Genomic DNA, 24,342 nt, shown 5'->3' with positions numbered 1-24,342 from the left:
TTCGCTGTCGCTCTTGCGCAATAGCCGTCAACCCCCTCCGTAGCGCTCGACGAACGCTTGCGTGGCCGTGACCAGTCGGCTCAGCTCGCGGTCAGTCAGCGGCAAACTCAGCGCAAACAACCCGCGCCGCGCGCTGTAGATCCCACATTCGAGCAGGTGAAAGAAGAACAGGTCGCGCAGGTCGTTTCGGTCCGTTGGGATATCTGACGGACGACGAATCGGTAAGCCCGTGGGATGCAGATTCATCACCGATCCTTGCCCGGTAAATTGCATCGACATGGGCGCCAGCACCTCATTGAGCTGGCCGCGCAACCTGTCGCCACGGGCATTGAGTTCCAACGCTGCTTCGCGGGTGTACACCTGCTCCAGTCCGGCGATGCCCGCCGCCATGGTCAGCACATTGTTATTGAACGTGCCCGCATGGGACAGGCATCCATGGCGCGGGTCAAACTGCGCCAGGATGTCCCGCCGCCCACCGAGCACGCCGCACGGCATGCCACCGCCGAGGTATTTGCCCAGGGTGATCAGGTCCGGGGTGATGCCGAGCTTTTCCTGCAGGCCGCCGGGGGCTAGGCGCGAGGTCATTACTTCATCGAAGATCAGCAGCGTGCCATGGGCGTGGCTCCTTTCGCGCAACCCTTCGAGAAAACCCGGCTCGGCACAGATACACCCGCCCGCACCCAGCATCGGCTCCACCAGGATGGCCGCAATGTCGACATGCTCATGCAATAAACGCTCGACGTTCTCAAGGTCGTTGTAGTCGGCCAGGTACACCCGATGCGGCACATTCATCGCCGTGCTTGCCCCGGCAAAACTCAACACACCGCCGTGATAGCCGCCGTTGAACGCGATGACTCCGCTGCGCCCGGTGTAGGCCTTTGCCGCCGCCAACGCGAGCAGATTCGCCTCGGTGCCGGAGTTAGTAAACCGCACCTGCTCGATACAACCGAAGCGCTCCACGATCAGCGTCGCCAGCCGCGCTTCCCATTCTGTGTGGGCGCTCAGGTTCAGCCCGTTCGCCATTGCCTTTGTCAGCGCATCGGTGATTACCGGATGGGAGTGTCCATACAGCGCTGCTGTGTATTCCGCGAGAAAATCGACGTAGCGGTGCCCATCCAGGTCATCGAGAAAACACCCGCTGCCGCCTGTCATCACCAACGGAAACGGCTCATAGAACAGCACCGAGCGCGTGTTGCCGCCGGGCATCACCTGCGCAGCCCAATCCAGCTGGCGCGCACTGTTGGGATTGGCCCGGATGTACCGTTGAATGCAACGCTCCAACTCAAGCATGCCAGGCATCGCTCACCCCCTTCGACGCGGCACGTTTCGGATACACCAGCATCAACAAGCCAAACCACGCCGCCGCCACATAAAACGCCGCGCGCGTTTCCGGGTCGCGAATCACCAGCACTGTCAGCACGCCCAGGTAACCCAGAACCAGCACACTGCTGACCTTGGGCCAAGGCAGGCGGTAATCCACTTCTGCCAATTCGCTGCGCTGCACCTTGCGGCGATAGGCCATATGCGCCGTGATGATCACCACCCACACCCAGATCAACAGGCCCAGGATCCCCGTGATCAACAGGCTGAAAATGCTCTCCGGAATCAAATAATTCAGCAGCACCCCCATCAGCAAAATGGCGGTCGACACCATCAAGCAACGGGCCGGCACCTGTTGCGGGCTCAACACCTGCAACTGACGCGGCGCCTGCCTGATATGCGACAGCGCAAACAACATGCGGCTGGTGGCAAACAGCCCGGTATTGCACGAAGACGCCAGCGCGCTGATCACCACAAAATTGATAAACCCGGCCGCCACACTCATCCCGATGCTGTCGAACACCATCACAAACGGGCTTTGCGACGTATCGATCTGATTCCACGGGTACAGCGCCATGATCACTGCCGTCGACCCCAGGTAAAAAATCGCCATGCGCCACAGGATGCTATTGATCGCTCGTGGCAAGGTGCGCTGCGGCTCGGCCGTTTCCGCCGCCACCAAACCAATCACCTCGACACCCGCAAAGGTAAACGCGGCGACAGGCACCGCGAACCAAAAGCCACTCCAGCCATTCGGAAAAAAACCGCCGTGCTGCCAGAGATTCGCCGCCGAGGGTGTCGTTTGCTCCGATGTCTCCAGCCCAAACACCAAAATCACCAACCCCGCCCCGATCAGGCCGACAATCGTCAACACCTTGATCAACGCCAGCCAGAACTCCACCTCACCAAACGTCTTCACCGCAAACAGATTGATCACCATCAACACGCCGACAGTGACCAACGCCGGAATCCACTGCGGCAACTCCGGGTACCAATACTTCATCAGCAAACCAATCCCGGTCACCTCCAGCACCCCGACCAGGATCCAGATCATCCAATACGACCACCCCGTGATAAACGCCACCCGCGGTCCCAAAAACTCCTCCGCATACGTCGCAAACGAACCACTGCTGGGCCGATACAACGACAACTCCCCCAGCGCCCGCGCAATCAGATAAACCATCCCCCCACACAACGCATACGCCAGCAACAACGCCGGCCCCGCCGTGGCAATCGCCTTGCCCGATCCTAAAAACAACCCGGCCCCGATAATGCCGCCGATAGCGATCAACATGACGTGGCGCTCCTTGAGCGACCGCGCCAAGCCATGGTTGGAAGAGTGAAGCGGTGTTGTAGACATCAGCATTCCCCAGGCTGCATTACGCAGCAGTGGTTGAGGGTGAGCCCGGCTTGAACCGGTTTTATTGTACGGTGTGCAATAAGCAGGTTTTGGGCCAGCGGAGAGGGGAGTCGGGGAATTGGCGCTTAAACGGTTTGTTTAGATATGTGTGTAGGACGTTTCATTTGATGTTTATGCGATGGGGGTAAGGTCGGGGGGTGTCACCTGGGAACACAGGTGGGTGGGGGGAACACGGGAGTGAGTGGGGTGTGATTTTCAAAGGCCAGCAGGACTGATCCTTTTTGCTTGCAGGGCGTTTCCCAGGGAGCGCCTATCGCTTGCCCAGCTATTTTTGATGGCCGAAAAACGCACCGAAAAAATCTCACGCGTGAGCTATTGAGCACGATCGAAATTGCCTGTAGTGTTTCTCACGCGTGAGTTTTTCACAACGAGGTCAGTACCATGAAAAGCAGCTCTCCATCGAGCCCGCCAGCAGGGCCCGATACAGATTCAGCAAGCCGCAAGGGAGAGCGCTTGAAATCGCCCGCAAAGAAGCCATCGAGCTTTTATATGAAGCAGATGCGCGCGGGTCTGGCGGCCGCCGGTTATGTGAAACACGAGACTTGGGTGCTTCCCGAAAACCGAAGCCTGCTCAAGCAGATGGAGAAACAGCTTCGCCAGCCGATTCTGGCTGGCTCATTCATGTCGGAGAATTACATGAGCGCAGGTACCAACTGGAACATCGATCGCCTCTTCAGTGCGCTTCAGGCCCTGGACGACGTGGTCTCCAACGACATTACGCTTTCTCTGGTTCAAGGCTCCGAGTCCAGCATCAAGCTGGAAATGAACGACTTCGGTGGCCTGCCGATTTACATCGCGGTGGTCGGCGAGCAGATCATCGTCGACACCGTTCTGGTCGACGTCGAGTCCATCAACGATGTACCTGCCTTCAATGACGCCGTGTTGCGCAGCCGGGAAATGTTCCCGCTGTCTTCGATCGGCATCGAGTCCATGCCGAACGGGCAAGTTGTTTACAACATGTTCGGCGCGTTGAGCTCCGACTCCAGCCTGACGAACATCGTGACCGAGGTAAAAACCCTCGTCGATAACGTGCAGCGCGCCAGCGAAGCCTTTGAACGCTTCTTCAACTAATCAGTAGGGAATATCCAATGACTCAGTCCATCTGGAGCAAATTGTTCACCGCGCTGCGTGGCGGTGCCAACGAAGTCGGCGAATCCATCGTCGACCAACAAGCCCTGCGCATCCTCGACCAGGAAATTCGCGACGCCGACAGCGCGCTGGCTAACGCCAAGCGTGAGCTGGTCAGCATCATGGCCAAGCACAAATTGGCGAATGACCGCGTCGGCGAGTACAACGCCAAGATCAAGGACCTGGAATCCAAGGCGATGGCCGCTATCCAGGCCAACCGTGAAGACCTGGCGCTGGAAGTGGCAGAGGCCATTTCGACCCTGACCAACGAACTGGATGTCGAGCAAAAGCAGGCCGCCGAGTTCGGTGGGTACGCTGAAAGCATGCGCAAGGACATCACCAAGGCTGAAAGCCGGATTAAAAGCCTGCGTCAGCAAGTGGACATGGCCAAGGCGCGCGACAGCGTACAGAAGGCCCAGGTCAGCGCGTCCATCGCCAGTGGCGGTGCCAACGGCAAGCTGGAAACCGCCGTCGGTACGTTGAATCGCTTGCAAGCCAAACAGCAGCAACGCGCCGCTGAACTGCAAGCCCAGGACGAACTGGCTGACGCCTCGACGGGTACCGACCTGGAGCGCAAATTGCGCGACGCCGGCATCACGCCGAACGAAGGCAGCGCCAATGCGATTCTGGAACGTCTGAAGCAAAAGTCGGCCGAGTAAGCGAAGGGCGAACACTGTACCTGTGGCGAGGGAGCTTGCTCCCGTTGGGCTGCGCAGCAGTCCCATTTTCAGGGCCGCTACGCAGCCCAGCGGGAGCAAGCTCCCTCGCCACGGTTCATTAGCGGGCCGGCATTTAACGTCGAGGTCAGGATGGATGCCCTGAAGGGGTTCAAGACAATCGCAGGCCTCGCCCTCTTGATGGTCGCGCTGCAATTGCTCAATGCAGTCACCGGTTACAGCCTGATTGCATTCGGCCTTGTGCCAAGAACGCTGTACGGGCTGCCGGGCATTCTCACCTCACCCTTTTTGCACGCGTCCTTTGCTCACCTGAGTGCGAACCTGATCGCCTTTTTGATACTGGGCACCCTGGTCATCATCGAAGGGTTCAATCGGTTCATCAGCGTCAGCGCAATCATTATCCTGCTGGGCGGCTTGTTGGTCTGGCTGTTCGGTTTTGCAGGCGTGCACGTGGGGGCCAGCGGCTGGGTATTCGGGCTGTGGGCCTACCTGTTGTCTCGTGCCTGGTTTCATCGGAGCTGGAGCAACCTGATAACCGCCGGTGTTGTCGCTCTGCTCTATGGCGGGCTGATTTTTGGCTTCCTGCCGCGTCAGGGGGTGTCCTTCGAAGGTCACCTGTTTGGTGCGTTCGCTGGATTTATTGCTGCCAAGGTACTTCTCTCTGCGCCGCGCAGCAGGTTTAATGCGCGGTGAACGCACTTGAGCCTCCAGACGCCGAGGCGCTGACCTCATCCGGAATCAAGTACCCAGGGAATCAGGGACGACATGTCGATATTTCTATTGTTGCGCCTGTACGCGTCCTCCCTCTTTCACCGCTTCGGCTGGGCAGGTCTGGTCATTGCCCTGGGTGTCCACCTGAGCACGGCCTATCTGGGCCTGGTGTTTCTGGGCGAACAGCACCTTACTGCTCCCGCCACGTTTATCTACTTCTACCTCACCACCACACTCACCGTCGGCTATGGCGACCTCGCGCCACAGACCTCGGCGGGGCGAATTTTCGTGGCCACCTGGGTCATGCTCGGGGGCATTGCGCTGTTGACGGCAGCCATCGGCAAAACCACCAGCAGTGTCATCGATGCATGGAGAAAAGGCATGAAGGGCAAAGGCGATTTCACCGGAAAAGTCGGCCATACGGTGCTCATTGGCTGGGAAGGTACGTCCAGCGAGCGGGTCATTGAGTTGTTGCTGCAAGACGAAACCTCAAACGACAACCTGATCGTCATCTGCGATTGCACCCTCGAAGAAAACCCGATGCCCGGCAAAGCGGCATTCATCCGCGGCGAAAGCCTGTCCTCCACCGCGTTACTGTTGCGTGCAGGCGTTCCCGGTGCCGAGCGTGTGCTGGTGCGAACCCCGTCTGACGACTTGACGCTGGCCACCGTGCTGGCGGTGAATCAACTGAAACCTGTTGGGCATGTGGTCGCGCACTTCAACGAAAGTGAAATTGCCGCACTCGCCAGCTCCTACGCCCCCAGCCTGGAGTGCACCTCCAGCATGGCGATCGAGATGTTGGTGCGCGCCTCCCAGGACCCGGGCTCGTCAGTGGTCATTAATGAGCTGTTGTGCGTGGGCCAAGGCGCCACCCAATACCTGATGAAATTGCCCGAGGCCTTTGAAGCAACGTTCGGTGATCTGTACACGCAGATGAAGGAACGCCACAACGCCACCCTCATCGGCTACCGCGCCAAAGGTGCCCAGCAACCGTCGATCAACCCGCCCAGCGCCACGCGCGTTGAAGGCGGTGAACTCTTTTACATCGCCTCTACACGCCTCAAGGAAATCTCCAATGGGATGGCTTAAACAGTTGATGGGGCTTGAGGCCCCGAACGCGAATACCGAGTCGAACCGCACCGCCAGCGTAGCCGTGCCGACCACTGGCCCGTTGGGCCTGGCGCCGGGCAAAGGCGTGATATTCGACGCAAGCCTGCGATTGTTGCTCGATGATAAAACCAGCGTGGTTATCCCCGGCTCCCAGGAAATCTGGAGCAACGGCACCGTGGACCTCGGGCAGTCGACCTGGCTGTCGCGCTATTACATGAACGACGAAGATTACTGGCTGCAGGTGCACACCACGGGTGACATCGCCGGGCAGGTCGAGTCGGTGATCCTGTTCAACTACCTGAGTTACGTCACCCTCAGCAGTGAGGCGGAACTGCGTCGTCTCGCCGGTCCACAGAGCCTGATCGGGCTGCCGACCTACACGCACAACGGCGTTGAATACAGCCGCGTGTGGGGCAGTGAGGAGGGCCAGACAGAATTAGTGGCAATGAGCGAACAGGTGATCAATCCGGAGAGTGCCTACACCGTCGAGCACCGTTCGATGCTGTACGCCCGTGACACCGGCCTGACCGACCGCCGGGAGTTCCTGCTGTTTTCCGTCGAGGAAGACGCTGAAGGCACCGTCAGCCTGAGCACCTCGCTGGGCATTTCGCTGTACACAACCGACCTGAATACGCTCTGAAAAAGGAAGAAGTCCATGCTAGAAGCTCTCTCCATCTCGCTGAATAAACCCGCCGTGTTCGGGTTTGTCACCTATATCCTGGGCGCTGCCGTGCTGTTCGCGCTGTTCCAGTTCATCTACACCCGCGTCACACCGCACAAGGAATTCGAATTGATCCGTGCGGGCAACGTGTCGGCTGCGGTGGCGCTGGGCGGCGCCATCATTGGTTTCGCGATTCCGGCCAGCAATGTGATTGCTTTCTCGATCAGCCTCCTCGACTTCGTCGTCTGGGCCGTGATCGCCGCCCTCGTCCAACTGTTGGCGTTTCTGGTGACCAGCCTGGTGCTCAAAGGCACTTCCGAACGCATCAAGAAAGGCGAACTCGCGGCCGGTATCTACGTGGCAGCCGTGGCCATCAGCGTCGGCATGTTGAACGCCGCCTGCATGACGCCTTCCCAGAACTGATTGCGCACGGAGCTCCCGATGAAACGAAGCAAGTACGTCCAGCTTTCGCTGGCAGCGTCGGTCGCCATGGCGATATCCGGCTGCGGGCCGACGGAAAAAACCTACGAGTTGCAGAAGAAGTACAACTTCCAGTCTGTTCAGCAGTGCGCCGATGAAAAGCTTCCGGTGGACGTCTGCTCGGACGCCTACATGACGGCCATGGCCGAGCATCGCCGCATCGCCCCGGTATACGCCAGCCAGGCCGATTGCGATGCCGACTTTGTCGCCGGCTGGTGCCAGTTGGACTCCAATGGCCAGTTCATCCCCAAGCTGGGCGGTTTCGAACTGACCGCCGAAGGCCAGGTCACGCAATCCCAGGTCGACGCGGCCAAGGCGCAAACGGGCGAATCGCAAGCAAGCGGCTCAGGCTTCTCCACCAGCAGCCTGCTGACGGGGCTGTTGATCGGCAACATGCTGAGCAACAACCGCAACAGCTACCGCTCCGAGCCGGTGTATCGCTACCGCGACGATCGCGGCAGCTATGGCTCCTCGACGCTGAGTCAGCGGGCCTCCAGCGGGGCGACATTCGACCGCTCGAACCAGGCGCGGTACGGCAGCAGCAATTACTCGAACACGCTGCGCTCCTCCAGCGCGTCCAGCGCCGTATCGTCGGCCACCTCCCGTGGCGGCTTCGGCAGCAAGGCCAGCGCACGCAGCGGCTGGGGCGGCGGCGGGTCGAGCAGTTAAGGAAACCGGGCCATGAAGAAGATCCATTGCGCAGAGCGTCATGACTGGAAACAGACTGCCGACAGCCTCGGCTTCCTGTTCCACACCATCGACGACGAACCCTACTGGGACGAGAGCGCGTACTACCAGTTCACGCTCAAGCAAATCGAGCAAGATCTCGAAGACCCGACCACCGAGATCCATGACATGTGCATGGACCTCGTGGCCCGCGTGGTCCACAGCGAGGAACTGCTGGACCGCCTGAGCATCCCCGCGCCGTTCTACGACATGATTCGAACCTCATGGCTCGAAGGTCACCCGCACCTGTACGGGCGCATGGACTTTTCCTACAACGGCACCGGGCCCGCCAAGCTGCTCGAACTCAACTACGACACCCCCACCAGCCTGTACGAAGCGGCCGCGTTCCAGTGGGGCTGGCTGGAACAATGCATCGAACGCGGCCTGCTGCCCAAGCACGCCGACCAGTTCAACAGCATCGACACCAAACTGCACCAGGCCTTCGCCCAATTGCAGATCAACCAACCGTTCTACTTCGCGTCGATGAAAGAATCGATCGAAGACAAAGGCACCACCGACTACCTGCGCCTCGTCGCGGAAAAAGTCGGCATCGAATCACGCCACATCGACATCGAAGACATCGGCCTGACCGCCGAAGGCCGCTTCGTCGACCTCGAGGACCGCTGGATCCCCCACCTGTTCAAACTGCACGCCTGGGAATTCATCTTCCACGAGCCCTTCGGCTCGGCGATTGCCCAAAGTGATACGCAGTTTTTCGAGCCTGCGTGGAAATCCATAATTTCCAATAAAGGCATCCTGCCGCTGTTGTGGGAATTCAACAAAGGCCATCCGAATTTGCTCGCGTCCCACCTGGATACCGACCCCGGAAAAGCCGTGCCGAAGGGCTGGGTGCGCAAGCCGTTCTTCTCGCGGGAAGGGGCCAACATCGAGCTGCAAACGGCTGACGGGCTGATCGTGAAAGAGGACGGGCCCTATACGGATGCGCCGTTCATTCTTCAGGAGTTTGCGCCGCTGCCGAAGTTTGGTGACAGCTACACGCTGATTGGGTCTTGGGTGATTGGTGATCAGGCGGCGGGGATTGGGGTGCGGGAAGACAATAGTTTGATTACCAAGGATTCGAGTCGGTTTTTGCCGCATTTGATATTGGATTAAGGCCGAGCTTAAAGGGCCAGCAGGGTTGATCCCTTTCATTTGCAGGACGTTTCCGAGAGAATCCCAAGTGCATTGCGCCAGCGGGAATGCGTGACTAGGCTGCGAGCTGTCACTGCCTATTCAGTGACCGGGTTTAGTCGCCCGGATTCGATTGGCGCATAAGCAACTCATGAGTCAGGCATTCCTTCGCCTGCATCTTATGGTGGCTGTGCGCAGGGCACCTCCGGGTGCGCCGGGTTTCCAATCGACCGGTCGACTAACCTGCGTACAGCTGCCGCCTTTCGTTTAGTCGCGGGTCGTGGCAGCTCCAAATTATCGATTGGAGTTTTGCTATGGATAACGTTGTTTCGGATTCGCCATCATCGGGTGCGACTCACCCCTTTACCGTTAATGAAGAACTGAGCTTTGAGGATGCCTGGGTGCGTGTGGCTGAGTTGCTGCAGTGTGCGGTGGCCACGTCGCAAGCGCTCGGTGAACCGCTGGGTGCGCCGCATAGAGCGGTGATGCATTTGGTGGAGATGGCGAAGATGGTGGCGGATCGGGCGGTGGAGTGTATGCAGCCGAAATGATGCGGCTTGATAGTCGGTCTGGGCGCTAGGCGGCCCGCCTTTGGTTATCCAATTGTCCAACAGCTGTTGGACAATTGGTTTGTAATTTTTTCAGGCATTAAAAAGCCGGCTTGTGGCCGGCTTCTCGGGGACTGCCTCAGCTTGTTTTTGACAAACCTCACCAGCCTTCAAATCGCTCAGCCCACATTGCGTCGGGCTGAATAGTAGGGGCATCCGCGGGAACTCCTCCGCATCGCCGAGCAGGGTGAATAGCGCAAAGCCACCCCCTGCCAAATGTGCGGCGCATGATACCCACATTCATTTCAAATGCCCACCTCCGGCTCCGATTTAGAGCCTTCCCAGCCCAAAAGATGTTCATCCAGCGGCACCGGGGGGCGGCGGTTGTTCAGGGTGGACCACCAGAACACCCACCCCAGAATCTGGAAGTTCTGTTCAAAGCGTTGTTCGTGTGTGAGGTATTCGTCGGGATGCTCGCCGGCATTGTGGCTACGCATGCGCAAACCACCGCCCGGTCGGTTGTAGAGGTATTTGATGCGCAGCATGCCGTCGTGTTCGACGGCGTAGATTTCGCCGTCGATGATTTGCGTGCGGCCTCGGTCGATGGCGAGGGTGGCGCCTTGTTGGATGATGTCGATCATGCTGTTGTCGACCATGTAGGCGCCCAGGGCGCGGTCGGGGTTTACGGTGAGGGTTTGGAGGGTGTGCAGGGAGACGCGGATGCGTTCGGTGGAGGCGAATGAGGGGTGGAGGTCGATCTCCACGTCGATTTTTTCTGGAGGACAGGCGGGGCCTGTGAGGTATTTGCCGCTTCCTTCGCGGGTAGAGGGCAGTCCTTTTCGGGTGTCCGGGCCTTCCAGCAGGAAGTTGGCCGGTGGGTGTTTGGGGCCTTCGCCGGTACGCAGCCAGCGGCTAGAGATGCACAACAGTTCTGCGATCTCGTTGAGTCGGCCCATGGGTACACCGCGCTTGAACCAGTTGTTCACGTGTTGAGGCGTGACGCCACGGTTCTTGGCGAAGTCGGAGGCGGAAAGATGAACTTCCCGCAGTAGCGCTTTTAAACGATCACCTGATGTATTCATAAACGCAGAGTTTACTGGCGGGATTTACAGATCAAATAAACCATGCGTTGAGTTGCGCTTGTAGGCTTTTGCTTAGTTGTAGCTTAATACTTCGGATTCGGTCGCTAGTTAAACATTGATTATAAAAAATTGAACTTGTCGTTTAGTTTTTCCCACAAAAAAAGCCCCGAATGATCGGGGCTTTTTCAATTGCCGAGGCAATGAGGAGCAGGTATCAGCCTTTGTAGGCCGCGACCGACTTCATGATTTCGGCGCGAGCGGCTTCTGCATCGCCCCAACCGTCGATCTTCACCCATTTGCCTTTTTCGAGGTCTTTGTAGTTCTCGAAGAAGTGTTTGATCTGCTCCAGCAACAGGGGCGGCAGGTCGGTGTATTCCTTCACGTCCACGTACAGCTGGGACAGCTTGTCGTGTGGCACTGCGATGACTTTGGCGTCGCCGCCGCCGTCGTCGGTCATGTTCAGGATGCCGACTGGGCGTGCGCGGATAACCGAGCCTGGGGTAACCGGGTAAGGGGTTACAACCAGCACGTCGAGGGGGTCACCGTCGTCAGCCAGGGTGTTCGGGATGAAACCGTAGTTGGCCGGGTAGAACATCGGGGTGGCCATGAAACGGTCAACGAACAGGCAGTCGCTGTCTTTGTCGATTTCGTATTTGATCGGCGCGTGGTTGGCCGGAATCTCGATGGCGACGTAGATGTCGTTCGGCAGGTCTTTGCCAGCCGGAATCTTGCTGTAGCTCATTGGGCGTTGCCCCCGTTAATTGGCCAAGAAACTTGGCCGGATTGGCCTAAAAGTGGCGGCGATTATAGGCACATTCTGACGCCGATGCCATGCGCCAGACGTCGTACGGTCATTCGCCTTGTGGCTGATAACGTGGGTCGCTGGCCTGCAGTTCGGTGAGGCGGGCCAAGGGATCCTGGCGATAAAAGCGGCTGAGTTGCGCGTACACCTGTGGATAACTGCTCACCAGCAAATCCGGGGCGCTGAAAAAATATTCGCTGGTGACGGCAAAGAATTCCGCCGGGTTTTCGGCGGCGTAGGGGTCAATCTCGGTATCGGCGTCCGGGTTGGCGTCCAGTTGGCGATTGAGGTCGTCGTAGGCGCTTTGCATCACGCTGGCCCATTCCTGCACGCGCATGTCGTGGTGCAGCGGTGGCAGGCCGTTGGCGTCGCCGTTGAGCATGTCGAGCTTGTGCGCCAGTTCGTGGATGACCAGGTTGTAGCCTTCCCAGTTACCGCTGGCGAGTACGCCGGGCCAGGCGAGGATCACTGGGCCTTGTTGCCAGGCTTCGCCGCTGTGTTCGCCGTCCCATACGTGTTCGATGCCGCTGCTGTCGCGATGGCGCTGGGGGCTGACGAAGTCGTCGGGGTACAGCACGATTTCGTGGAAGCCTTGGTACCAATCCAGGTCGCCGAGGTTCATCAGCGGCAGTTGCGCCTGGGCGGCGAGCAGCAGGCGTTGTTCCTGATGCAGTTCGACGCCGGGCAGGGCGGTGAGGTGTTTTTCGGCAAGGAACACCACGCAGGCTTCACGCAGCCACTGGTCCTGATCGGCAGTGATGCCGTCGAGGAAGCTCAGGTGCTGGCGTACCCGCTGCCAGGTGTCATCGGCAATCGGGTGCCTGGCCAGCAAGCGCTGGCGACGCCAGGCGCTGAGGGACCACATCGCCGCTTACTGCGACTTGGCTTCGGAGGAGGAGCGGCCAAAACGGCTGCGGAATACACTAATGATCATCGGCACCAGCGACAGCAGGATGATAAACACCACCAGCAGCGACAGGTTTTTCTTGATGAACGGCACGTTGCCAAAGAAGTAGCCCAAGGTGACCAAGCCGCCCACCCAGAGGATAGTGCCCAGCACGCTGAAACCAAAGAAGCGTGCGTAGGGCATTTTCGCGATGCCGGCGACGAACGGCGCGAAGGTGCGCAGGATTGGCAGGAAGCGCGCCAGCGTCACGGTTTTGCCGCCGTGCTTGTCGTAGAAGTCGTGGGTTTTTTGCAGGTAATCGCGACGGAAGATTTTCGAGTTGGGGTTGTTGAACAAGCGTTCGCCCACCGTTCGCCCGATTACGTAGTTGGTGCTGTCGCCAAGGATCGCCGCCAGCATCAACAGGCCGCCCAGCAAGACCGGGTCCATACCACCACCTGCGGCCACGGCGCCGGCGATAAACAGCAACGAATCACCCGGCAGGAACGGCATGACCACCAAGCCGGTTTCGCAAAAAATGACCAGAAACAGAATGGCGTAGATCCACGGACCGTAATTGGTTACCAGCAGGTCGAGGTAAACATCGAGATGCAGGATAAGGTTGAGCGGGTTGAAATCCATGGATGGCACCTGTGTGAATGGCCCGGCTCTGCAGGCCTGTGCGGAAGCTCGGGTAATAAGGCTACAAGTGTATGCCGCATTTCTTACAACCCTGAAAGGTCCGCATTATACGGATAGAGCGGTGAAAAGCGTGTTGGTTTTGTAGCGGGGGATGTCGTGGCACGCGGTCCGCAGATCACCACAAATCCAAATGTGGGAGCGGGCTTGCTCGCGAAAGCGGCGGGTCAGTTATAAATAGTCTGACTGAACCAACGCTTTCACGAGCAAGCCCGCTCCCACAGGGGAATTGTAGTGTTTGAAGTATTCAGGTTTCAGTCTTCGCTGATCGGCAACGTGTAGTTCTTGAATTCAGTGTCCTCACGGAATCCGATCGACTCATAGGTCTTCTGCGCCACTTCATTGTCACTGCTGGTCGAGACTCGCAGCCGCACCGCATGTGTCTCCTTGGCCATCTTCTTCGCCGTACGCATCAGGTTGTCCGCCACTAATTGTCGGCGCGCGTCTTCCGCCACGTAGATGTCATTAAGAATCCACACCCGCTTCAGCGACAGCGACGAATAGCTGGGGTACAGCTGGCAAAATCCAAGCAGCTTCTTGTCGTCATCGTCCGCCAGGGCCAGGTAAATCACCGACTCCTTGCGGCGCAGGCGTTTTTCCAGAAAGGCCCGCGAGGAGTCCGGGAAGGGCAAGGCGCCATAAAACTCGCGGTATTTGACGAACAACGGGGTCAACAGGTCCAGGTGTTCCAGGGTCGCTTGAGTAATCCGCATGCCAGGCCTCAACTTCCAGATTGGGTATGACCACACAAGCGGCCGTGACTCGATGCTGCCTAATGGCGTGAAAAAGCGCAATCGCCCATCAATCAGTCATCCGGTGAACTGAGCAGGAAGTTACCTTTCATCAGGTCCGGATCGTCGGATTCGATTGTCTGAACCTGCGCTTCGTCCTTGAGATTGACCCCCGACAACTGCCGACGACACGCCTCTCGCATCAGATACAGCAGGCGATGGGCCGCCATGCCGTAACTCAGCCCTTCCAGGCGTACGTTGGAGATGCAATTGCGATAGGCGTCGGTAAGGCCCACTTTGGGGTTGTAGGTGAAATACAGCCCCAGGCTGTCCGGCGAGCTGAGGCCTGGCCGTTCGCCGATCAGGATCACCACCATCCTGGCACCGAGCAATTGGCCGATTTCATCTGCCACCGCCACGCGTCCCTGTTCCACCAAAATGACGGGCGACAAAGACCAGCCTTCAGCGTGGGTTTGTTCCTCCATGCGTGTAAGAAACGGCAGGGTGTGTTTATGCACCGCCAGCGCCGATAAACCATCGGCCACCACCACCGCCAGATCCACGCCGCCGGGATTAGCCTCGGCATGGTCGCGCAGGGTTTGGGCCGACTCATCACTGAGGCGCCGCCCCAGATCCGGGCGTTGGAGGTAGCTGTGCCGGTCGGCAGCAGCACTGTGCAGTAACAAACTATCGCGTCCGCGTTCTGCCAGTTGACTGCTCAGGCCCGCGTGGTCGAAGGGCAGGTGCACCGCGTCACGCGCCTGGGCGTGAGCATATTGGAAGTCCAGTTGCGCGTTGGTGGGGATGCTGGTGCCGGTTCGGCCCAGGGCAATACGCGCCGGCGTCAGGCGGCGCAGTTCCAGCCAGGGGTTGTCAGGCAGGTCTAGTTGCACGGGCGGCTCCTTCATCCCAGTTGCGCCAAGGCTTGGCGAAACGCCGGTGGCAGGCTGTTGCCGAAGCGTACCTTGCCGTCGGCTTGCGTGAAGATGCCCATCTTCGCCAGCCACTGTTCAAACTCCGGCGCCGGTTTTAGCCCCAGGGTCTGGCGGGCGTACAAGGCGTCGTGGAACGAGGTGGTCTGGTAGTTGAGCATGATGTCGTCGGAACCGGGGATGCCCATGATGAAGTTGATCCCGGCCACGCCCAGCAGGGTCAGCAGGGTGTCCATGTCATCCTGGTCGGCTTCGGCGTGGTTGGTGTAGCAGATGTCGCAACCCATCGGCACGCCCAGCAGCTTGCCGCAGAAGTGGTCTTCCAGGCCGGCGCGAATGATTTGCTTGCCGTTGTACAGGTACTCGGGGCCGATAAAACCGACCACGGTGTTCACCAGGAACGGCTTGAAGTGCCGGGCCACCGCATAGGCGCGGGTTTCGCAGGTTTGCTGGTCGACGCCAAAGTGCGCGTTGGCCGACAAGGCGCTGCCCTGGCCGGTTTCGAAATACATCAGGTTTTGGCCCAAGGTGCCGCGATTGAGGCTCAAGCCCGCGTCGTAGCCTTCTTGCAGCACACTCAAGCTGATGCCGAAACTGGCGTTGGCCGCCTCGGTGCCGGCAATTGACTGGAATACCAGATCCAACGGCACCCCCCGATTGATCGCTTCGATGGAGGTGGTGACGTGGGTCAGCACGCAGGCCTGGGTCGGGATCTCATAGCGCTGGATGATCGCGTCGAGCATTTCCAGCATGGCGCAGATCGAGGCGATGCTGTCGGTGGCCGGGTTGATGCCGATCATGGCGTCGCCGTTGCCGTAGAGCAGGCCATCAAGGATGCTCGCGGCGATACCTGCCGGTTCGTCCGTCGGATGGTTGGGTTGCAGTCGTGTGGATAAACGCCCGCGCAAACCCATGGTGCCGCGAAACTGCGTGACCACCCGGATCTTCTGCGCCACCAGCACCAGGTCCTGCACGCGCATGATCTTGGACACGGCGGCCGCCATTTCCGGTGTCAGCCCTGGCGCCAATGCGTGTAGGGATTGTTCATCGGCGGCGTCGCTGAGCAGCCAGTCGCGCAGGCCGCCGACGGTCAGGTGGTTGACCGCCGCAAACGCCTGTTTATCGTGGGTGTCGATGATCAGTCGGGTGACTTCGTCGCTTTCATACGGAATCAGCACTTCTTCCAGGAAGTGTTTCAGCGGGATATTCGCCAACGCCATCTGCGCGGCCACCCGTTCGCCGTCGTTCTGTGCGGCGACGCCGGCGAGAAAGTCCCCGGAGCGTGCGGGGCTGGCCTTGGCCATCACGTCCTTGAGGCTGTCGAAGCGGTAGGTTTGTGCACCTACCGCGTGGGAAAAGCTTGCCATACAGTGTCTCCTTGATGACGCAGGCCCCTGTGAACAAGGTCCCCGCGTCGAGGTTTACGGCATTTAGTGCAAGGCGGCCTCTGCGGCCTGGATCGCCGCGAATTCCTCTTCGGGCGTGCCTGCTACCAAGTGATGCCGGCTGTAGAAAGCAAAGTAAGCAATTAATACTCCATAGATGATCGCGGCGCCAATCACCACCCGTGGATCCACCAGAAAGCCCGCCACCACGGCCACGCAGGCCAGTACCAGCGCAACGCCTGACGTGAAGATGCCACCCGGCGTGCGGTACGGACGGTCCATTTTGGGGCGACGGATGCGCAGGGTGATGTGCGCGGCCATCATCAGCACGTAGGAAATCGTCGCGCCAAACACCGCCACCAGGATCAGCAAATCCCCCTGGCCGGTCAGCGACAGGCCAAAACCGATGATGCCGGGGATGACCAGCGCCAGCACCGGCGCCTTGCTTTTATTGGTCTGGGACAGTTTGCGTGGCAGGTAACCGGCGCGGGACAAGGCGAAGATCTGCCGCGAATAGGCGTAGATGATCGAGAAAAAGCTCGCAATCAGGCCGGCCAGGCCAACCAGGTTGACGAAGCTGCCCATCCAGGTGGAACCGCCGTAGGCCAAGGCCAGCGCTTCAACCAGCGGGTTGCCGGATTTGATCAGCGCGTAAGTGCCGGCGCCGCCCGGTGCGATCACCAGGATCAGCAGGGCAAAGCTGGTCAGCACCACGATGGCGCCGATCAGGCCGCGCGGCAGGTCGCGTTTGGGGTTTTTGGTTTCTTCGGCGGCCAGCGGCACGCCCTCGACCGCGAGGAAAAACCAGATGGCATAGGGGATTGCCGCCCACACACCCACATAGCCGAATGGCAGGAAGGTGCTGGCGCCTTTGGCTTCGGTGACCGGGATATCCAACAGGTTGGCGACGTTGAAGTGCGGCACCATCGCCACCAGGAACACGCCCAGGGCAATCGCGGCGACGGCAGTAATCACAAACATCAGCTTCAGGGCTTCACCCACACCAAAAATATGGATGCCGATAAAGATGATGTAGAACGCCAGGTAAATCATCCAGCCGCCGATGCCGAACAGTGACTCGCAATACGCGCCGATAAACACCGCAATGGCGGCGGGGGCGATGGCGTATTCGATCAGGATCGCGGTGCCTGTGAGGAACCCGCCCCAAGGGCCAAAGGCACTGCGGGCAAAGCCGTAGCCACCGCCGGCGGTAGGGATCATCGAAGACAGCTCGGCCAGGGAGAAACACATGCACAGGTACATGGTGGCCATCAGCAAGGTGGCGAGGAACATCCCGCCCCAGCCACCCTGGGCCAGGCCGAAGTTCCAGCCGGCGTAGTCGCCGGAGATGACGTAGGCAACGCCGAGGCCGACCAGCAACACCCAGCCGGCGGCGCCTTTTTTAAGTTCGCGTTGTTGGAAGTAGTCGGTGCCGACTTTTTCGAAGTCGACGGAGGATCCAGTGGGTTCGCTAGGCATTGGAAAGTACCTTCCATTCTTATTGTTTTTAACTCGGCCTCTGTGTGCCGAATGAGGTAGCAGCTACTTGCGAAGTTCAAATGTGGGAGCTGGCTTGCCTGCGAAAGCGTTTTGTCAGTTAACACATACTTGGCTGACACACCGCTTTCGCAGGCAAGCCAGCTCCCACACTTGATCTCATTTCAAGTTGAGAGCGGGTCGCCTGCTAGGAGGCAACGTTAGAAGAAGCCAAGTGGATTAATGTCGTAACTCACCAGCAAGTTTTTAGTCTGCTGGTAATGATCCAACATCATCTTGTGCGTCTCACGCCCCACGCCGGACTTCTTGTAACCGCCGAAAGCCGCATGCGCCGGATACAGGTGGTAGCAGTTGGTCCACACGCGGCCCGCCTTGATCGCGCGGCCCATGCGGTAGGCGCGGTTGATGTCGCGGGTCCACACGCCGGCACCCAGGCCGAACTCGGTGTCGTTGGCAATCGCCAGGGCTTCGGCTTCGTCCTTGAAGGTGGTGATGCTCACCACTGGGCCGAAGATTTCTTCCTGGAACACGCGCATTTCGTTGGTGCCCTTGAGCAGGGTCGGCTGGATGTAATAACCGCCAGCCATATCGCCTTCGAGCTTCTCGACTTTACCGCCAGTCAGCAGTTGTGCGCCTTCGCCCTTGGCGATTTCCAGGTAGGACAGGATCTTGTCGAATTGCTGCTCGGACGCCTGGGCGCCGACCATGGTGTCGGTGTCGAGCGGGTCGCCGCGTTTGATCTGCTCGACTTTCTTCATGACCACTTTCATGAAGTCGTCGTAGATCGACTCTTCCACCAGCGCGCGCGATGGGCAGGTACACACTTCGCCCTGGTTGAAGAACGCCAGCACCAGACCTTCAGCGGCCTTCTCAATAAAGGATGGCTCGGCTTTCATGATGTCGGCAAAGAAGATGTTCGGCGACTTGCCGCCCAGCTCAACAGTCGACGGAATGATGTTTTCCGCAGCACATTTCATGATGTGCGAGCCCACTGGCGTAGAGCCAGTGAAGGCAATCTTGGCAATGCGCTTGCTGGTGGCCAGGGCTTCGCCGGCTTCTTTACCGAAGCCGTGCACCACGTTCAGCACGCCCGGTGGCAGCAGGTCGCCGATCAATTCCATCAGCACGTTGATGCCCAGCGGCGTTTGCTCGGCAGGCTTGAGCACCACGCAGTTGCCGGCGGCCAAGGCCGGGGCGAGTTTCCACGCGGCCATCAGCAGCGGGAAGTTCCACGGGATGATCTGACCGACCACGCCCAGCGGCTCATGGAAGTGATAGGACGCGGTGTGTTCGTTGATCTCGGCGCTGCTGCCTTCCTGGGCGCGGATGCAGCCGGCGAAGTAGCGGAAGTGGTCGGCGGCCAGCGGGATGTCGGCGTTGAGGGTTTCACGCACGGCCTTGCCGTTGTCCCAGGTTTCGGTGATGGCCAGCAGTTCGAGGTTCTGTTCGATGCGGTCGGCGATTTTCAGCAGGGCCAGCGAGCGGTCCTGGGCCGAGGTCTTGCCCCAGGCGTCGGCGGCAGCGTGGGCGGCGTCCAGTGCTTTATCGATGTCTTTGGCAGTGGAGCGCGGGAATTCGGCGATAGGCTTGCCGTTGACCGGCGAGGTGTTGGTGAAATAGTTGCCGTCGACCGGCGCAACAAATTCGCCACCGATGTAGTTGCCGTACTTGGCCTTGAACGAAACGACGGCGCCTTCAGTACCGGGGTGTGCGTAACGCATGGTGGGTATCTCCTGGCTTTTATGTTTATTCGGAGTGCAGCGCAGCAAGCGCGTACTAAAGCGTAGAGCAAAGGTTGGGCCACCGCTTTGCACGCCAGGTAAATCAAAGGGTTGGGCATTGTTGCAAGGCGTTGCTGTAGCAGGGCTGATACAGGTGATATGACAGTTTGTGCCACAAACGGTACAGCCTGTGACCGGTGGGTCGGCCCGGGATTGCAATGCCTGGATGGCTGGGGGATGCTGGGCGTTCTCACGCAGGGAGAATAATAAGAAATGCACAACGATCAATTCAGTCGCCATGCCCAACAAGTTTTGACCGTGGCGCATGGCCGCGACCCGTCCAGCGATCCTTCCATCGCTCGCTCCTGGCTGCGTTGCCTGGAGGACTACCACCTTGACCCTGCGCAAACCATTGCCCCCACTGTGCTCGAACACGGCCGCTTGCTGGAAAGCCGCGAACGCCTGCAGCAGGTGCTGCACATCGCCGGCAGCGAGATGAACAGCCTGCACCAGCAACTCTCCGGTGCCGGGCATGCGGTGTTACTGACTGACGCGCGCGGGGTGATCCTCAACTGCGTCACTGCGCCGTCGGAGCGCAAGATTTTCGAGCGCGCCGGGCTGTGGCTGGGCGCCGATTGGAGCGAAGCCTGCGAAGGCACCAATGGTATCGGCACCTGCCTGGTGGAACGCCAGTCCCTGACCATTCACCGCGATGAGCATTTTCGTGGGCGCCACACGGGCCTGACCTGTTCGGCCAGCCCGGTGTTCGACCCACATGGCGATCTGCTAGCCGTGTTGGACGTGTCCTCGGCGCGGGAAGCGGTGTCGCGCCAGAGCCAGTTCCACACCATGGCGCTGGTAAACCTGTCGGCGAAGATGATCGAGAGTTGCTACTTCCTGCGTCACTTTGAACACCACTGGCTGCTGCGCTTCCACTTGCAGGCGGAGTCGGTCGGGTTGTTCAGCGAAGGCCTGCTGGCGTTCGATGGCGAGGGGCGGATTTGTGCGGTCAACCAGAGTGCGCTGAACCTGTTGGGGCAACTGCGTGGCCATTTGCTCGGGCAGCCGGTGGAGGCGTTTTTCGAGTGCTCCCTGGATCAGTTGCTCGGTCGCGCCAGCGCGAATGCCACCGCCAGTTGGCCGTTGCGTACCCGCGATGGTCGGCATTTGTTCGCGGCGTTGCGCGGCCAGGCGCGCAGCGCGCCGTCGCCCGTTGCCAAACCTGTTGTGGTGGCGCGGCCGCAACTGCCTGGTATCTGCCTGGGCGACCCGGCGCTGCAACAGGATTTCAGCAAGGCGCTGCGCGTGTTTGAGCGCGATGTGCCGTTGCTGATCAATGGCGAAACCGGCTCCGGCAAAGAGGCCTTCGCCAAGGCTGTGCACCTGGCCAGTCAGCGTGCCGACAAAGCGTTTGTTGCGCTCAACTGTGCGGCGATTCCGGAAAGCCTGATTGAAAGCGAGCTGTTCGGCTATCGCGGCGGCAGCTTTACCGGCGCGCGCAAAGAGGGCATGCAAGGCAAGCTGCAGCAAGCCGACGGCGGCACGTTGTTCCTGGATGAAATCGGCGATATGCCCCTGGCGCTGCAAACCCGGCTATTAAGGGTGCTGGAGGATCGGCTGGTGGTGCCGCTCGGCGGTGAGCCCCTGGCGGTGAACGTCAGAATCATCAGCGCGACCCACCGCAATCTCCTGGAACGTGTGCAGGAAGGCAGTTTCCGCGAGGACTTGTACTACCGGCTCAATGGTCTGGAAGTTGGGTTGCCGCCTTTGCGCGAGCGCAGTGACACATCCCAGTTGCTCGATTTTCTGCTGGCGCAGGAAGCCAACGGTGAGGCCGTATCGCTCGACCCGGCGGCGCGTGGGGCGCTGCTGGCATTCGCGTGGCCGGGAAATGTGCGCCAACTTCGCACGGTATTGCGCACGCTGGTGGCGTTGTGCGACGAGGGGCGTGTCGGCCTTGAGGACTTGCCCGCGCAGATTCGCCAGGCCCGTCCCGTGGCAGCCGCGCAGGCCACGCTTGTGGAATCGCCACTGGAAGACGCCGAACGCCTCGCACTGCTTACGGCGTTGCAGCAACAGCGCTGGCACATGACGCACACAGCGGAGCAGTTGGGTGTGAGCCGCAACACGCTGTATAGAAAGCTGCGCCGGCACGGCATCGCGCGCCACGCCCTCAGCTAAAAGGTGCGATTTTCGCCCCCCTGCGCTAACCTGCCTCGATGTTTTACGAGGTCGACTATGCACATTCATATTCTCGGTATTTGCGGCACGTTCATGGGCTCGATGGCAGTACTGGCCAAAGAGCTGGGCCATCACGTGACAGGCTCCGATGCCAACGTTTACCCGCCCATGAGCACGCAACTCGAGGCCCAGGGCATCGAGCTGACCCAAGGCTACGACCCGTCGCAATTCGACCCGGTCCCGGACCTGGTGGTGATCGGTAACGCCATGTCCCGTGGCAACCCGGCGGTCGAATACGTACTCAATAAAGGTTTGCCCTATGTGTCTGGCCCGCAATGGCTGGCGGACCATGTGCTGCAAGGCCGTTGGGTGCTCGCGGTTGCCGGCACCCACGGCAAAACCACCACCAGCAGCATGCTGGCCTGGGTGCTGGAGCATGCGGGCATGAGCCCGGGGTTCCTGATCGGCGGCGTGCCGCAGAACTTCTCGGTGTCGGCGCGCCTGGGCGATACGCCGTTCTTCGTGATCGAGGCGGATGAATACGACAGCGCCTTCTTCGACAAGCGCTCCAAGTTCGTTCACTACCGCCCGCGCACGGCGATCCTGAACAACCTGGAGTTCGATCACGCGGACATCTTCCCCGATCTGCTAGCCATCGAGCGTCAGTTCCACCATTTGGTGCGCACCATTCCGAGCGAAGGCCTGGTGATCCACCCGACCACCGAACCGGCGTTGCAGCGCGTGATCGACATGGGCTGCTGGACCCCGGTGCAAACCACTGGCGTGGGCGGGCAATGGCAGGTCAAGCTGCTCAGCGAAGACGGTTCCCGATTTGAAGTGCTGTTCGACGGCGAAGCCCAGGGCATTGTCGATTGGGACATGACCGGCCAGCACAACGTCGCCAACGCCTTGGTTACCCTGGCTGCCGCGCGGCATGTGGGCGTGGTGCCTTCCATGGGCATTGCCGCGTTGAGTGCTTTCAAAAGCGTGAAGCGCCGTATGGAAAAAGTCGCCGACGTGAATGGCATTACCATCTACGACGACTTTGCCCACCACCCAACGGCCATTGCTACTACGTTGGACGGCCTGCGCAAGCGTGTCGGTGATGCGCCGATCATTGCGATTATCGAACCGCGTTCCAATTCCATGAAGCTCGGCGCGCACCGCGATGGCCTGCCGGAAAGCGTCAACGATGCCGACGAGGCCGTCTGGTACGCGCCGGCCAATCTCGGCTGGGACCTGCCGGCGATTGCCGCGCTGTGCACGGTGCCCTCCACCGTGTGTGATTCCATCGAAGGCATCATTGAGCACGTCAAGCAACAGGCCAAACCCGGCACGCATGTGGTGGTCATGAGCAACGGCGGCTTCGGTGGCCTGCACGGTAAGCTGGCCGAGGCGCTGAAATGAGCGGGCCGGAACGCGTCACCCTGGCGATGACCGGTGCGTCCGGCGCGCCCTATGGTTTGCGCCTGCTGGATTGCCTGGTGCGCGAAGACCGTGAGGTGCACTTCCTGATCTCCAAGGCCGCGCAGTTGGTGATGGCCACCGAGACCGACGTGGCGCTGCCACCCAAGGTGCAGATGATGCAGGCCTTCCTCACCGAGTACACCGGTGCGGCGGCGGGGCAGATCAAGGTTTACGGTAAAGAGGACTGGATGTCGCCCGTGGCCTCCGGCTCCGGTGCGCCGGCGGCCATGGTGGTGGTGCCGTGTTCTACGGGCACCTTGTCTGCGATTGCCACGGGTGCCTGCAACAACTTGATTGAACGCGCGGCAGACGTGACGTTGAAGGAGCGCAGGCAGTTGATCCTAGTGCCCCGTGAAGCGCCGTATTCGAGCATTCACCTGGAGCACATGCTCAAGTTGTCGAACATGGGCGTGACGATTTTGCCGGCCTCGCCCGGTTTTTATCACCAGCCGCAGACCATCGATGACTTGGTGGATTTTGTGGTGGCGCGCATTCTCAACCTGCTGAATATCCCTCAGGACATGCTGCCGCGTTGGGGTGAGCATCATTTGAGCAGTGATGAATAAGGCGCTGCTGATCGTACTGGCGTTGCAACTCACGGGCTGCGCCACTGCCCGCACGCTGGATGCGGCAAAGCCAGGCGCGCCGGTGGTGTATGCCGGTACGCGCCTGGATCTGTATGCGATGAATGGAGGTTGTTGCGCCAAGGATAGGTTTGGTGCAGAGGCGCCGAGCTACCCCGGTGTGGATCTGCCGGCGAGTGCGTTGCTCGATACGCTGTTGTTGCCGCTGTCCGTGTTGACGGTGTTGGGCGTTGGCTTCAATGCCACAGGCGGCCTATAGAGGTGTATTGCCTGTGCTGGCCTCATCGCAGGCAAGCCAACTCCCACATTTAGAACTGTGTGAACCCGATCAAATGTGGGAGCGGGCTTGCCCGCGATGAGCATAAGTATCTATACATCTTCAAAGTGAAATTGCGCAGCAGCTGTCGAGCCCTGGCGAGGCTGCGTCAGCGGTGTGTCAGACAGCCCGCAAACGCAGCCTCGC

The 24,342-nt window shown here is 59.8% G+C and carries 24 protein-coding genes; 13 read left to right on the top strand and 11 right to left on the bottom strand.

The features are described from left to right. Positions 1-27 precede the first annotated feature (27 nt). Together JBO08_RS25370 and JBO08_RS25365 are read right to left on the bottom strand one after the other, a co-directional pair. Positions 28-1,299, bottom strand: coding sequence for an aspartate aminotransferase family protein (locus tag JBO08_RS25370; RefSeq protein WP_065945954.1), 1,272 nt, complete (start codon positions 1,297-1,299; stop codon positions 28-30). Beyond that, positions 1,283-2,614, bottom strand: a complete 1,332-nt coding sequence (locus JBO08_RS25365) for an amino acid permease (RefSeq protein WP_256530456.1) — start codon at positions 2,612-2,614, stop codon at positions 1,283-1,285. The genes JBO08_RS25370 and JBO08_RS25365 overlap by 17 nt, the downstream gene beginning before the upstream one ends. A 507-nt stretch (positions 2,615-3,121) precedes the next feature. Here JBO08_RS25365 and JBO08_RS25360 point away from each other — a divergent pair. From JBO08_RS25360 to JBO08_RS25320, 9 genes are all read left to right on the top strand, one after another. Next, on the top strand, positions 3,122-3,811 hold the full coding sequence (locus tag JBO08_RS25360; RefSeq protein ID WP_082224410.1) for a YjfI family protein: 690 nt from the start codon (positions 3,122-3,124) through the stop codon (positions 3,809-3,811). Positions 3,812-3,828: 17 nt separating this feature from the next. Next, the gene (locus JBO08_RS25355) at positions 3,829-4,527 is read left to right on the top strand and encodes a PspA/IM30 family protein (protein ID WP_065881133.1); all 699 of its coding nucleotides are present in this window, start codon (positions 3,829-3,831) and stop codon (positions 4,525-4,527) included. A 150-nt stretch (positions 4,528-4,677) separates the two neighbouring features. Further along, positions 4,678-5,238: a rhomboid family intramembrane serine protease gene (locus JBO08_RS25350; RefSeq protein ID WP_065881134.1), complete on the top strand. Its 561-nt coding sequence runs from the start codon at positions 4,678-4,680 to the stop codon at positions 5,236-5,238. Positions 5,239-5,310: 72 nt separating this feature from the next. Further along, positions 5,311-6,345, top strand: a complete 1,035-nt coding sequence (locus JBO08_RS25345; protein WP_065881135.1) for an ion channel — start codon at positions 5,311-5,313, stop codon at positions 6,343-6,345. Then, a complete protein-coding gene (locus JBO08_RS25340) occupies positions 6,332-7,006 on the top strand; it encodes a DUF2491 family protein (protein WP_065873701.1) in 675 nt (224 codons plus the stop codon). The genes JBO08_RS25345 and JBO08_RS25340 overlap by 14 nt, the downstream gene beginning before the upstream one ends. Positions 7,007-7,021: 15 nt before the next feature. Next, positions 7,022-7,450, top strand: a complete 429-nt coding sequence (locus JBO08_RS25335) for a DUF350 domain-containing protein (protein WP_065873700.1) — start codon at positions 7,022-7,024, stop codon at positions 7,448-7,450. Positions 7,451-7,468: 18 nt separating this feature from the next. Beyond that, on the top strand, positions 7,469-8,176 hold the full coding sequence (locus JBO08_RS25330) for a DUF1190 domain-containing protein (protein ID WP_049711347.1): 708 nt from the start codon (positions 7,469-7,471) through the stop codon (positions 8,174-8,176). A 12-nt stretch (positions 8,177-8,188) separates the two neighbouring features. Further along, positions 8,189-9,346 carry a glutathionylspermidine synthase family protein gene (locus JBO08_RS25325; RefSeq protein ID WP_065891182.1) on the top strand — a complete coding sequence of 386 codons (1,158 nt, stop codon included), beginning with the start codon at positions 8,189-8,191 and terminating at the stop codon, positions 9,344-9,346. A gap of 332 nt (positions 9,347-9,678) precedes the next feature. Further along, entirely contained in the window at positions 9,679-9,915 is a 237-nt protein-coding gene (locus tag JBO08_RS25320) for a DUF6124 family protein (RefSeq protein WP_065908962.1), read from the top strand. Between the two features lie 302 nt (positions 9,916-10,217). Here the strand turns inward: JBO08_RS25320 and JBO08_RS25315 are convergent, their stop codons facing one another. The 9 genes from JBO08_RS25315 to JBO08_RS25275 form a co-directional block, all read right to left on the bottom strand. After that, entirely contained in the window at positions 10,218-10,994 is a 777-nt protein-coding gene (locus JBO08_RS25315) for a S24 family peptidase (RefSeq protein WP_065873697.1), read from the bottom strand. Positions 10,995-11,208: 214 nt separating this feature from the next. Continuing rightward, positions 11,209-11,736, bottom strand: coding sequence for an inorganic diphosphatase (gene ppa, locus JBO08_RS25310; RefSeq protein ID WP_049711351.1), 528 nt, complete (start codon positions 11,734-11,736; stop codon positions 11,209-11,211). A gap of 109 nt (positions 11,737-11,845) precedes the next feature. Further along, a complete protein-coding gene (locus JBO08_RS25305) occupies positions 11,846-12,661 on the bottom strand; it encodes a zinc-dependent peptidase (RefSeq protein ID WP_220075161.1) in 816 nt (271 codons plus the stop codon). Positions 12,662-12,667: 6 nt separating this feature from the next. After that, positions 12,668-13,324: a DedA family protein gene (locus tag JBO08_RS25300; RefSeq protein ID WP_220075162.1), complete on the bottom strand. Its 657-nt coding sequence runs from the start codon at positions 13,322-13,324 to the stop codon at positions 12,668-12,670. Between the two features lie 311 nt (positions 13,325-13,635). After that, positions 13,636-14,094, bottom strand: a complete 459-nt coding sequence (locus JBO08_RS25295; RefSeq protein ID WP_049711354.1) for an N-acetyltransferase — start codon at positions 14,092-14,094, stop codon at positions 13,636-13,638. A 92-nt stretch (positions 14,095-14,186) separates the two neighbouring features. Next, positions 14,187-15,020, bottom strand: coding sequence for an ethanolamine ammonia-lyase subunit EutC (gene eutC, locus JBO08_RS25290; protein WP_065880420.1), 834 nt, complete (start codon positions 15,018-15,020; stop codon positions 14,187-14,189). Continuing rightward, on the bottom strand, positions 15,017-16,411 hold the full coding sequence (locus JBO08_RS25285) for an ethanolamine ammonia-lyase subunit EutB (protein WP_220075163.1): 1,395 nt from the start codon (positions 16,409-16,411) through the stop codon (positions 15,017-15,019). Before JBO08_RS25285 ends, eutC begins: the two co-directional genes overlap by 4 nt. 63 nt (positions 16,412-16,474) lie before the next feature. After that, entirely contained in the window at positions 16,475-17,908 is a 1,434-nt protein-coding gene (eat, locus tag JBO08_RS25280; protein ID WP_049711357.1) for an ethanolamine permease, read from the bottom strand. Positions 17,909-18,126: 218 nt separating this feature from the next. Further along, positions 18,127-19,647 carry an aldehyde dehydrogenase family protein gene (locus JBO08_RS25275; RefSeq protein WP_220075164.1) on the bottom strand — a complete coding sequence of 507 codons (1,521 nt, stop codon included), beginning with the start codon at positions 19,645-19,647 and terminating at the stop codon, positions 18,127-18,129. Positions 19,648-19,920: 273 nt separating this feature from the next. Here JBO08_RS25275 and JBO08_RS25270 point away from each other — a divergent pair, with 273 nt between their 5' ends. Genes JBO08_RS25270 through JBO08_RS25255 form a run of 4 tightly spaced genes read left to right on the top strand, consistent with a single transcriptional unit; the run spans position 19,921 to position 24,138 of the window. After that, a complete protein-coding gene (locus tag JBO08_RS25270; RefSeq protein ID WP_065873692.1) occupies positions 19,921-21,828 on the top strand; it encodes a sigma-54-dependent Fis family transcriptional regulator in 1,908 nt (635 codons plus the stop codon). A 57-nt stretch (positions 21,829-21,885) separates the two neighbouring features. Beyond that, the gene (mpl, locus tag JBO08_RS25265; protein WP_065873691.1) at positions 21,886-23,235 is read left to right on the top strand and encodes a UDP-N-acetylmuramate:L-alanyl-gamma-D-glutamyl-meso-diaminopimelate ligase; all 1,350 of its coding nucleotides are present in this window, start codon (positions 21,886-21,888) and stop codon (positions 23,233-23,235) included. Continuing rightward, entirely contained in the window at positions 23,232-23,861 is a 630-nt protein-coding gene (gene ubiX, locus JBO08_RS25260) for a flavin prenyltransferase UbiX (protein ID WP_017735613.1), read from the top strand. The genes mpl and ubiX overlap by 4 nt, the downstream gene beginning before the upstream one ends. Further along, on the top strand, positions 23,854-24,138 hold the full coding sequence (locus JBO08_RS25255; RefSeq protein WP_220075165.1) for a YceK/YidQ family lipoprotein: 285 nt from the start codon (positions 23,854-23,856) through the stop codon (positions 24,136-24,138). Before ubiX ends, JBO08_RS25255 begins: the two co-directional genes overlap by 8 nt. The last annotated feature ends 204 nt before the right edge of the window (positions 24,139-24,342 follow it).

It is taken from the genome of Pseudomonas sp. LAP_36, from assembly GCF_019456785.1.
In the GTDB taxonomy this organism is placed as follows: Bacteria; Pseudomonadota; Gammaproteobacteria; order Pseudomonadales; family Pseudomonadaceae; genus Aquipseudomonas; species Aquipseudomonas tritici.
Note: the sequence above shows the minus strand (reverse complement) of the source record. Positions and strands in the feature narration are given on the sequence as shown.

What these genes read in the sequence shown, in the direction of transcription:
- JBO08_RS25275 (WP_220075164.1), bottom strand. Translation starts at nt 19,647, where the DNA reads ATGCGTTACGCACACCCCGGTACTGAAGGCGCCGTCGTTTCGTTCAAG.
- JBO08_RS25365 (WP_256530456.1), bottom strand. Translation starts at nt 2,614, where the DNA reads ATGTTGATCGCTATCGGCGGCATTATCGGGGCCGGGTTGTTTTTAGGA.
- JBO08_RS25300 (WP_220075162.1), bottom strand. Translation starts at nt 13,324, where the DNA reads ATGGATTTCAACCCGCTCAACCTTATCCTGCATCTCGATGTTTACCTC.
- eat (WP_049711357.1), bottom strand. Translation starts at nt 17,908, where the DNA reads ATGCCTAGCGAACCCACTGGATCCTCCGTCGACTTCGAAAAAGTCGGC.
- JBO08_RS25325 (WP_065891182.1), top strand. Translation starts at nt 8,189, where the DNA reads ATGAAGAAGATCCATTGCGCAGAGCGTCATGACTGGAAACAGACTGCC.
- JBO08_RS25370 (WP_065945954.1), bottom strand. Translation starts at nt 1,299, where the DNA reads ATGCCTGGCATGCTTGAGTTGGAGCGTTGCATTCAACGGTACATCCGG.
- mpl (WP_065873691.1), top strand. Translation starts at nt 21,886, where the DNA reads ATGCACATTCATATTCTCGGTATTTGCGGCACGTTCATGGGCTCGATG.
- JBO08_RS25315 (WP_065873697.1), bottom strand. Translation starts at nt 10,994, where the DNA reads ATGAATACATCAGGTGATCGTTTAAAAGCGCTACTGCGGGAAGTTCAT.
- JBO08_RS25345 (WP_065881135.1), top strand. Translation starts at nt 5,311, where the DNA reads ATGTCGATATTTCTATTGTTGCGCCTGTACGCGTCCTCCCTCTTTCAC.
- JBO08_RS25320 (WP_065908962.1), top strand. Translation starts at nt 9,679, where the DNA reads ATGGATAACGTTGTTTCGGATTCGCCATCATCGGGTGCGACTCACCCC.
- JBO08_RS25295 (WP_049711354.1), bottom strand. Translation starts at nt 14,094, where the DNA reads ATGCGGATTACTCAAGCGACCCTGGAACACCTGGACCTGTTGACCCCG.
- JBO08_RS25335 (WP_065873700.1), top strand. Translation starts at nt 7,022, where the DNA reads ATGCTAGAAGCTCTCTCCATCTCGCTGAATAAACCCGCCGTGTTCGGG.
- JBO08_RS25360 (WP_082224410.1), top strand. Translation starts at nt 3,122, where the DNA reads ATGAAAAGCAGCTCTCCATCGAGCCCGCCAGCAGGGCCCGATACAGAT.
- ppa (WP_049711351.1), bottom strand. Translation starts at nt 11,736, where the DNA reads ATGAGCTACAGCAAGATTCCGGCTGGCAAAGACCTGCCGAACGACATC.
- JBO08_RS25350 (WP_065881134.1), top strand. Translation starts at nt 4,678, where the DNA reads ATGGATGCCCTGAAGGGGTTCAAGACAATCGCAGGCCTCGCCCTCTTG.
- eutC (WP_065880420.1), bottom strand. Translation starts at nt 15,020, where the DNA reads ATGAAGGAGCCGCCCGTGCAACTAGACCTGCCTGACAACCCCTGGCTG.
- JBO08_RS25340 (WP_065873701.1), top strand. Translation starts at nt 6,332, where the DNA reads ATGGGATGGCTTAAACAGTTGATGGGGCTTGAGGCCCCGAACGCGAAT.
- JBO08_RS25255 (WP_220075165.1), top strand. Translation starts at nt 23,854, where the DNA reads ATGAATAAGGCGCTGCTGATCGTACTGGCGTTGCAACTCACGGGCTGC.
- JBO08_RS25305 (WP_220075161.1), bottom strand. Translation starts at nt 12,661, where the DNA reads ATGTGGTCCCTCAGCGCCTGGCGTCGCCAGCGCTTGCTGGCCAGGCAC.
- JBO08_RS25270 (WP_065873692.1), top strand. Translation starts at nt 19,921, where the DNA reads ATGCACAACGATCAATTCAGTCGCCATGCCCAACAAGTTTTGACCGTG.
- JBO08_RS25355 (WP_065881133.1), top strand. Translation starts at nt 3,829, where the DNA reads ATGACTCAGTCCATCTGGAGCAAATTGTTCACCGCGCTGCGTGGCGGT.
- JBO08_RS25330 (WP_049711347.1), top strand. Translation starts at nt 7,469, where the DNA reads ATGAAACGAAGCAAGTACGTCCAGCTTTCGCTGGCAGCGTCGGTCGCC.
- ubiX (WP_017735613.1), top strand. Translation starts at nt 23,232, where the DNA reads ATGAGCGGGCCGGAACGCGTCACCCTGGCGATGACCGGTGCGTCCGGC.
- JBO08_RS25285 (WP_220075163.1), bottom strand. Translation starts at nt 16,411, where the DNA reads ATGGCAAGCTTTTCCCACGCGGTAGGTGCACAAACCTACCGCTTCGAC.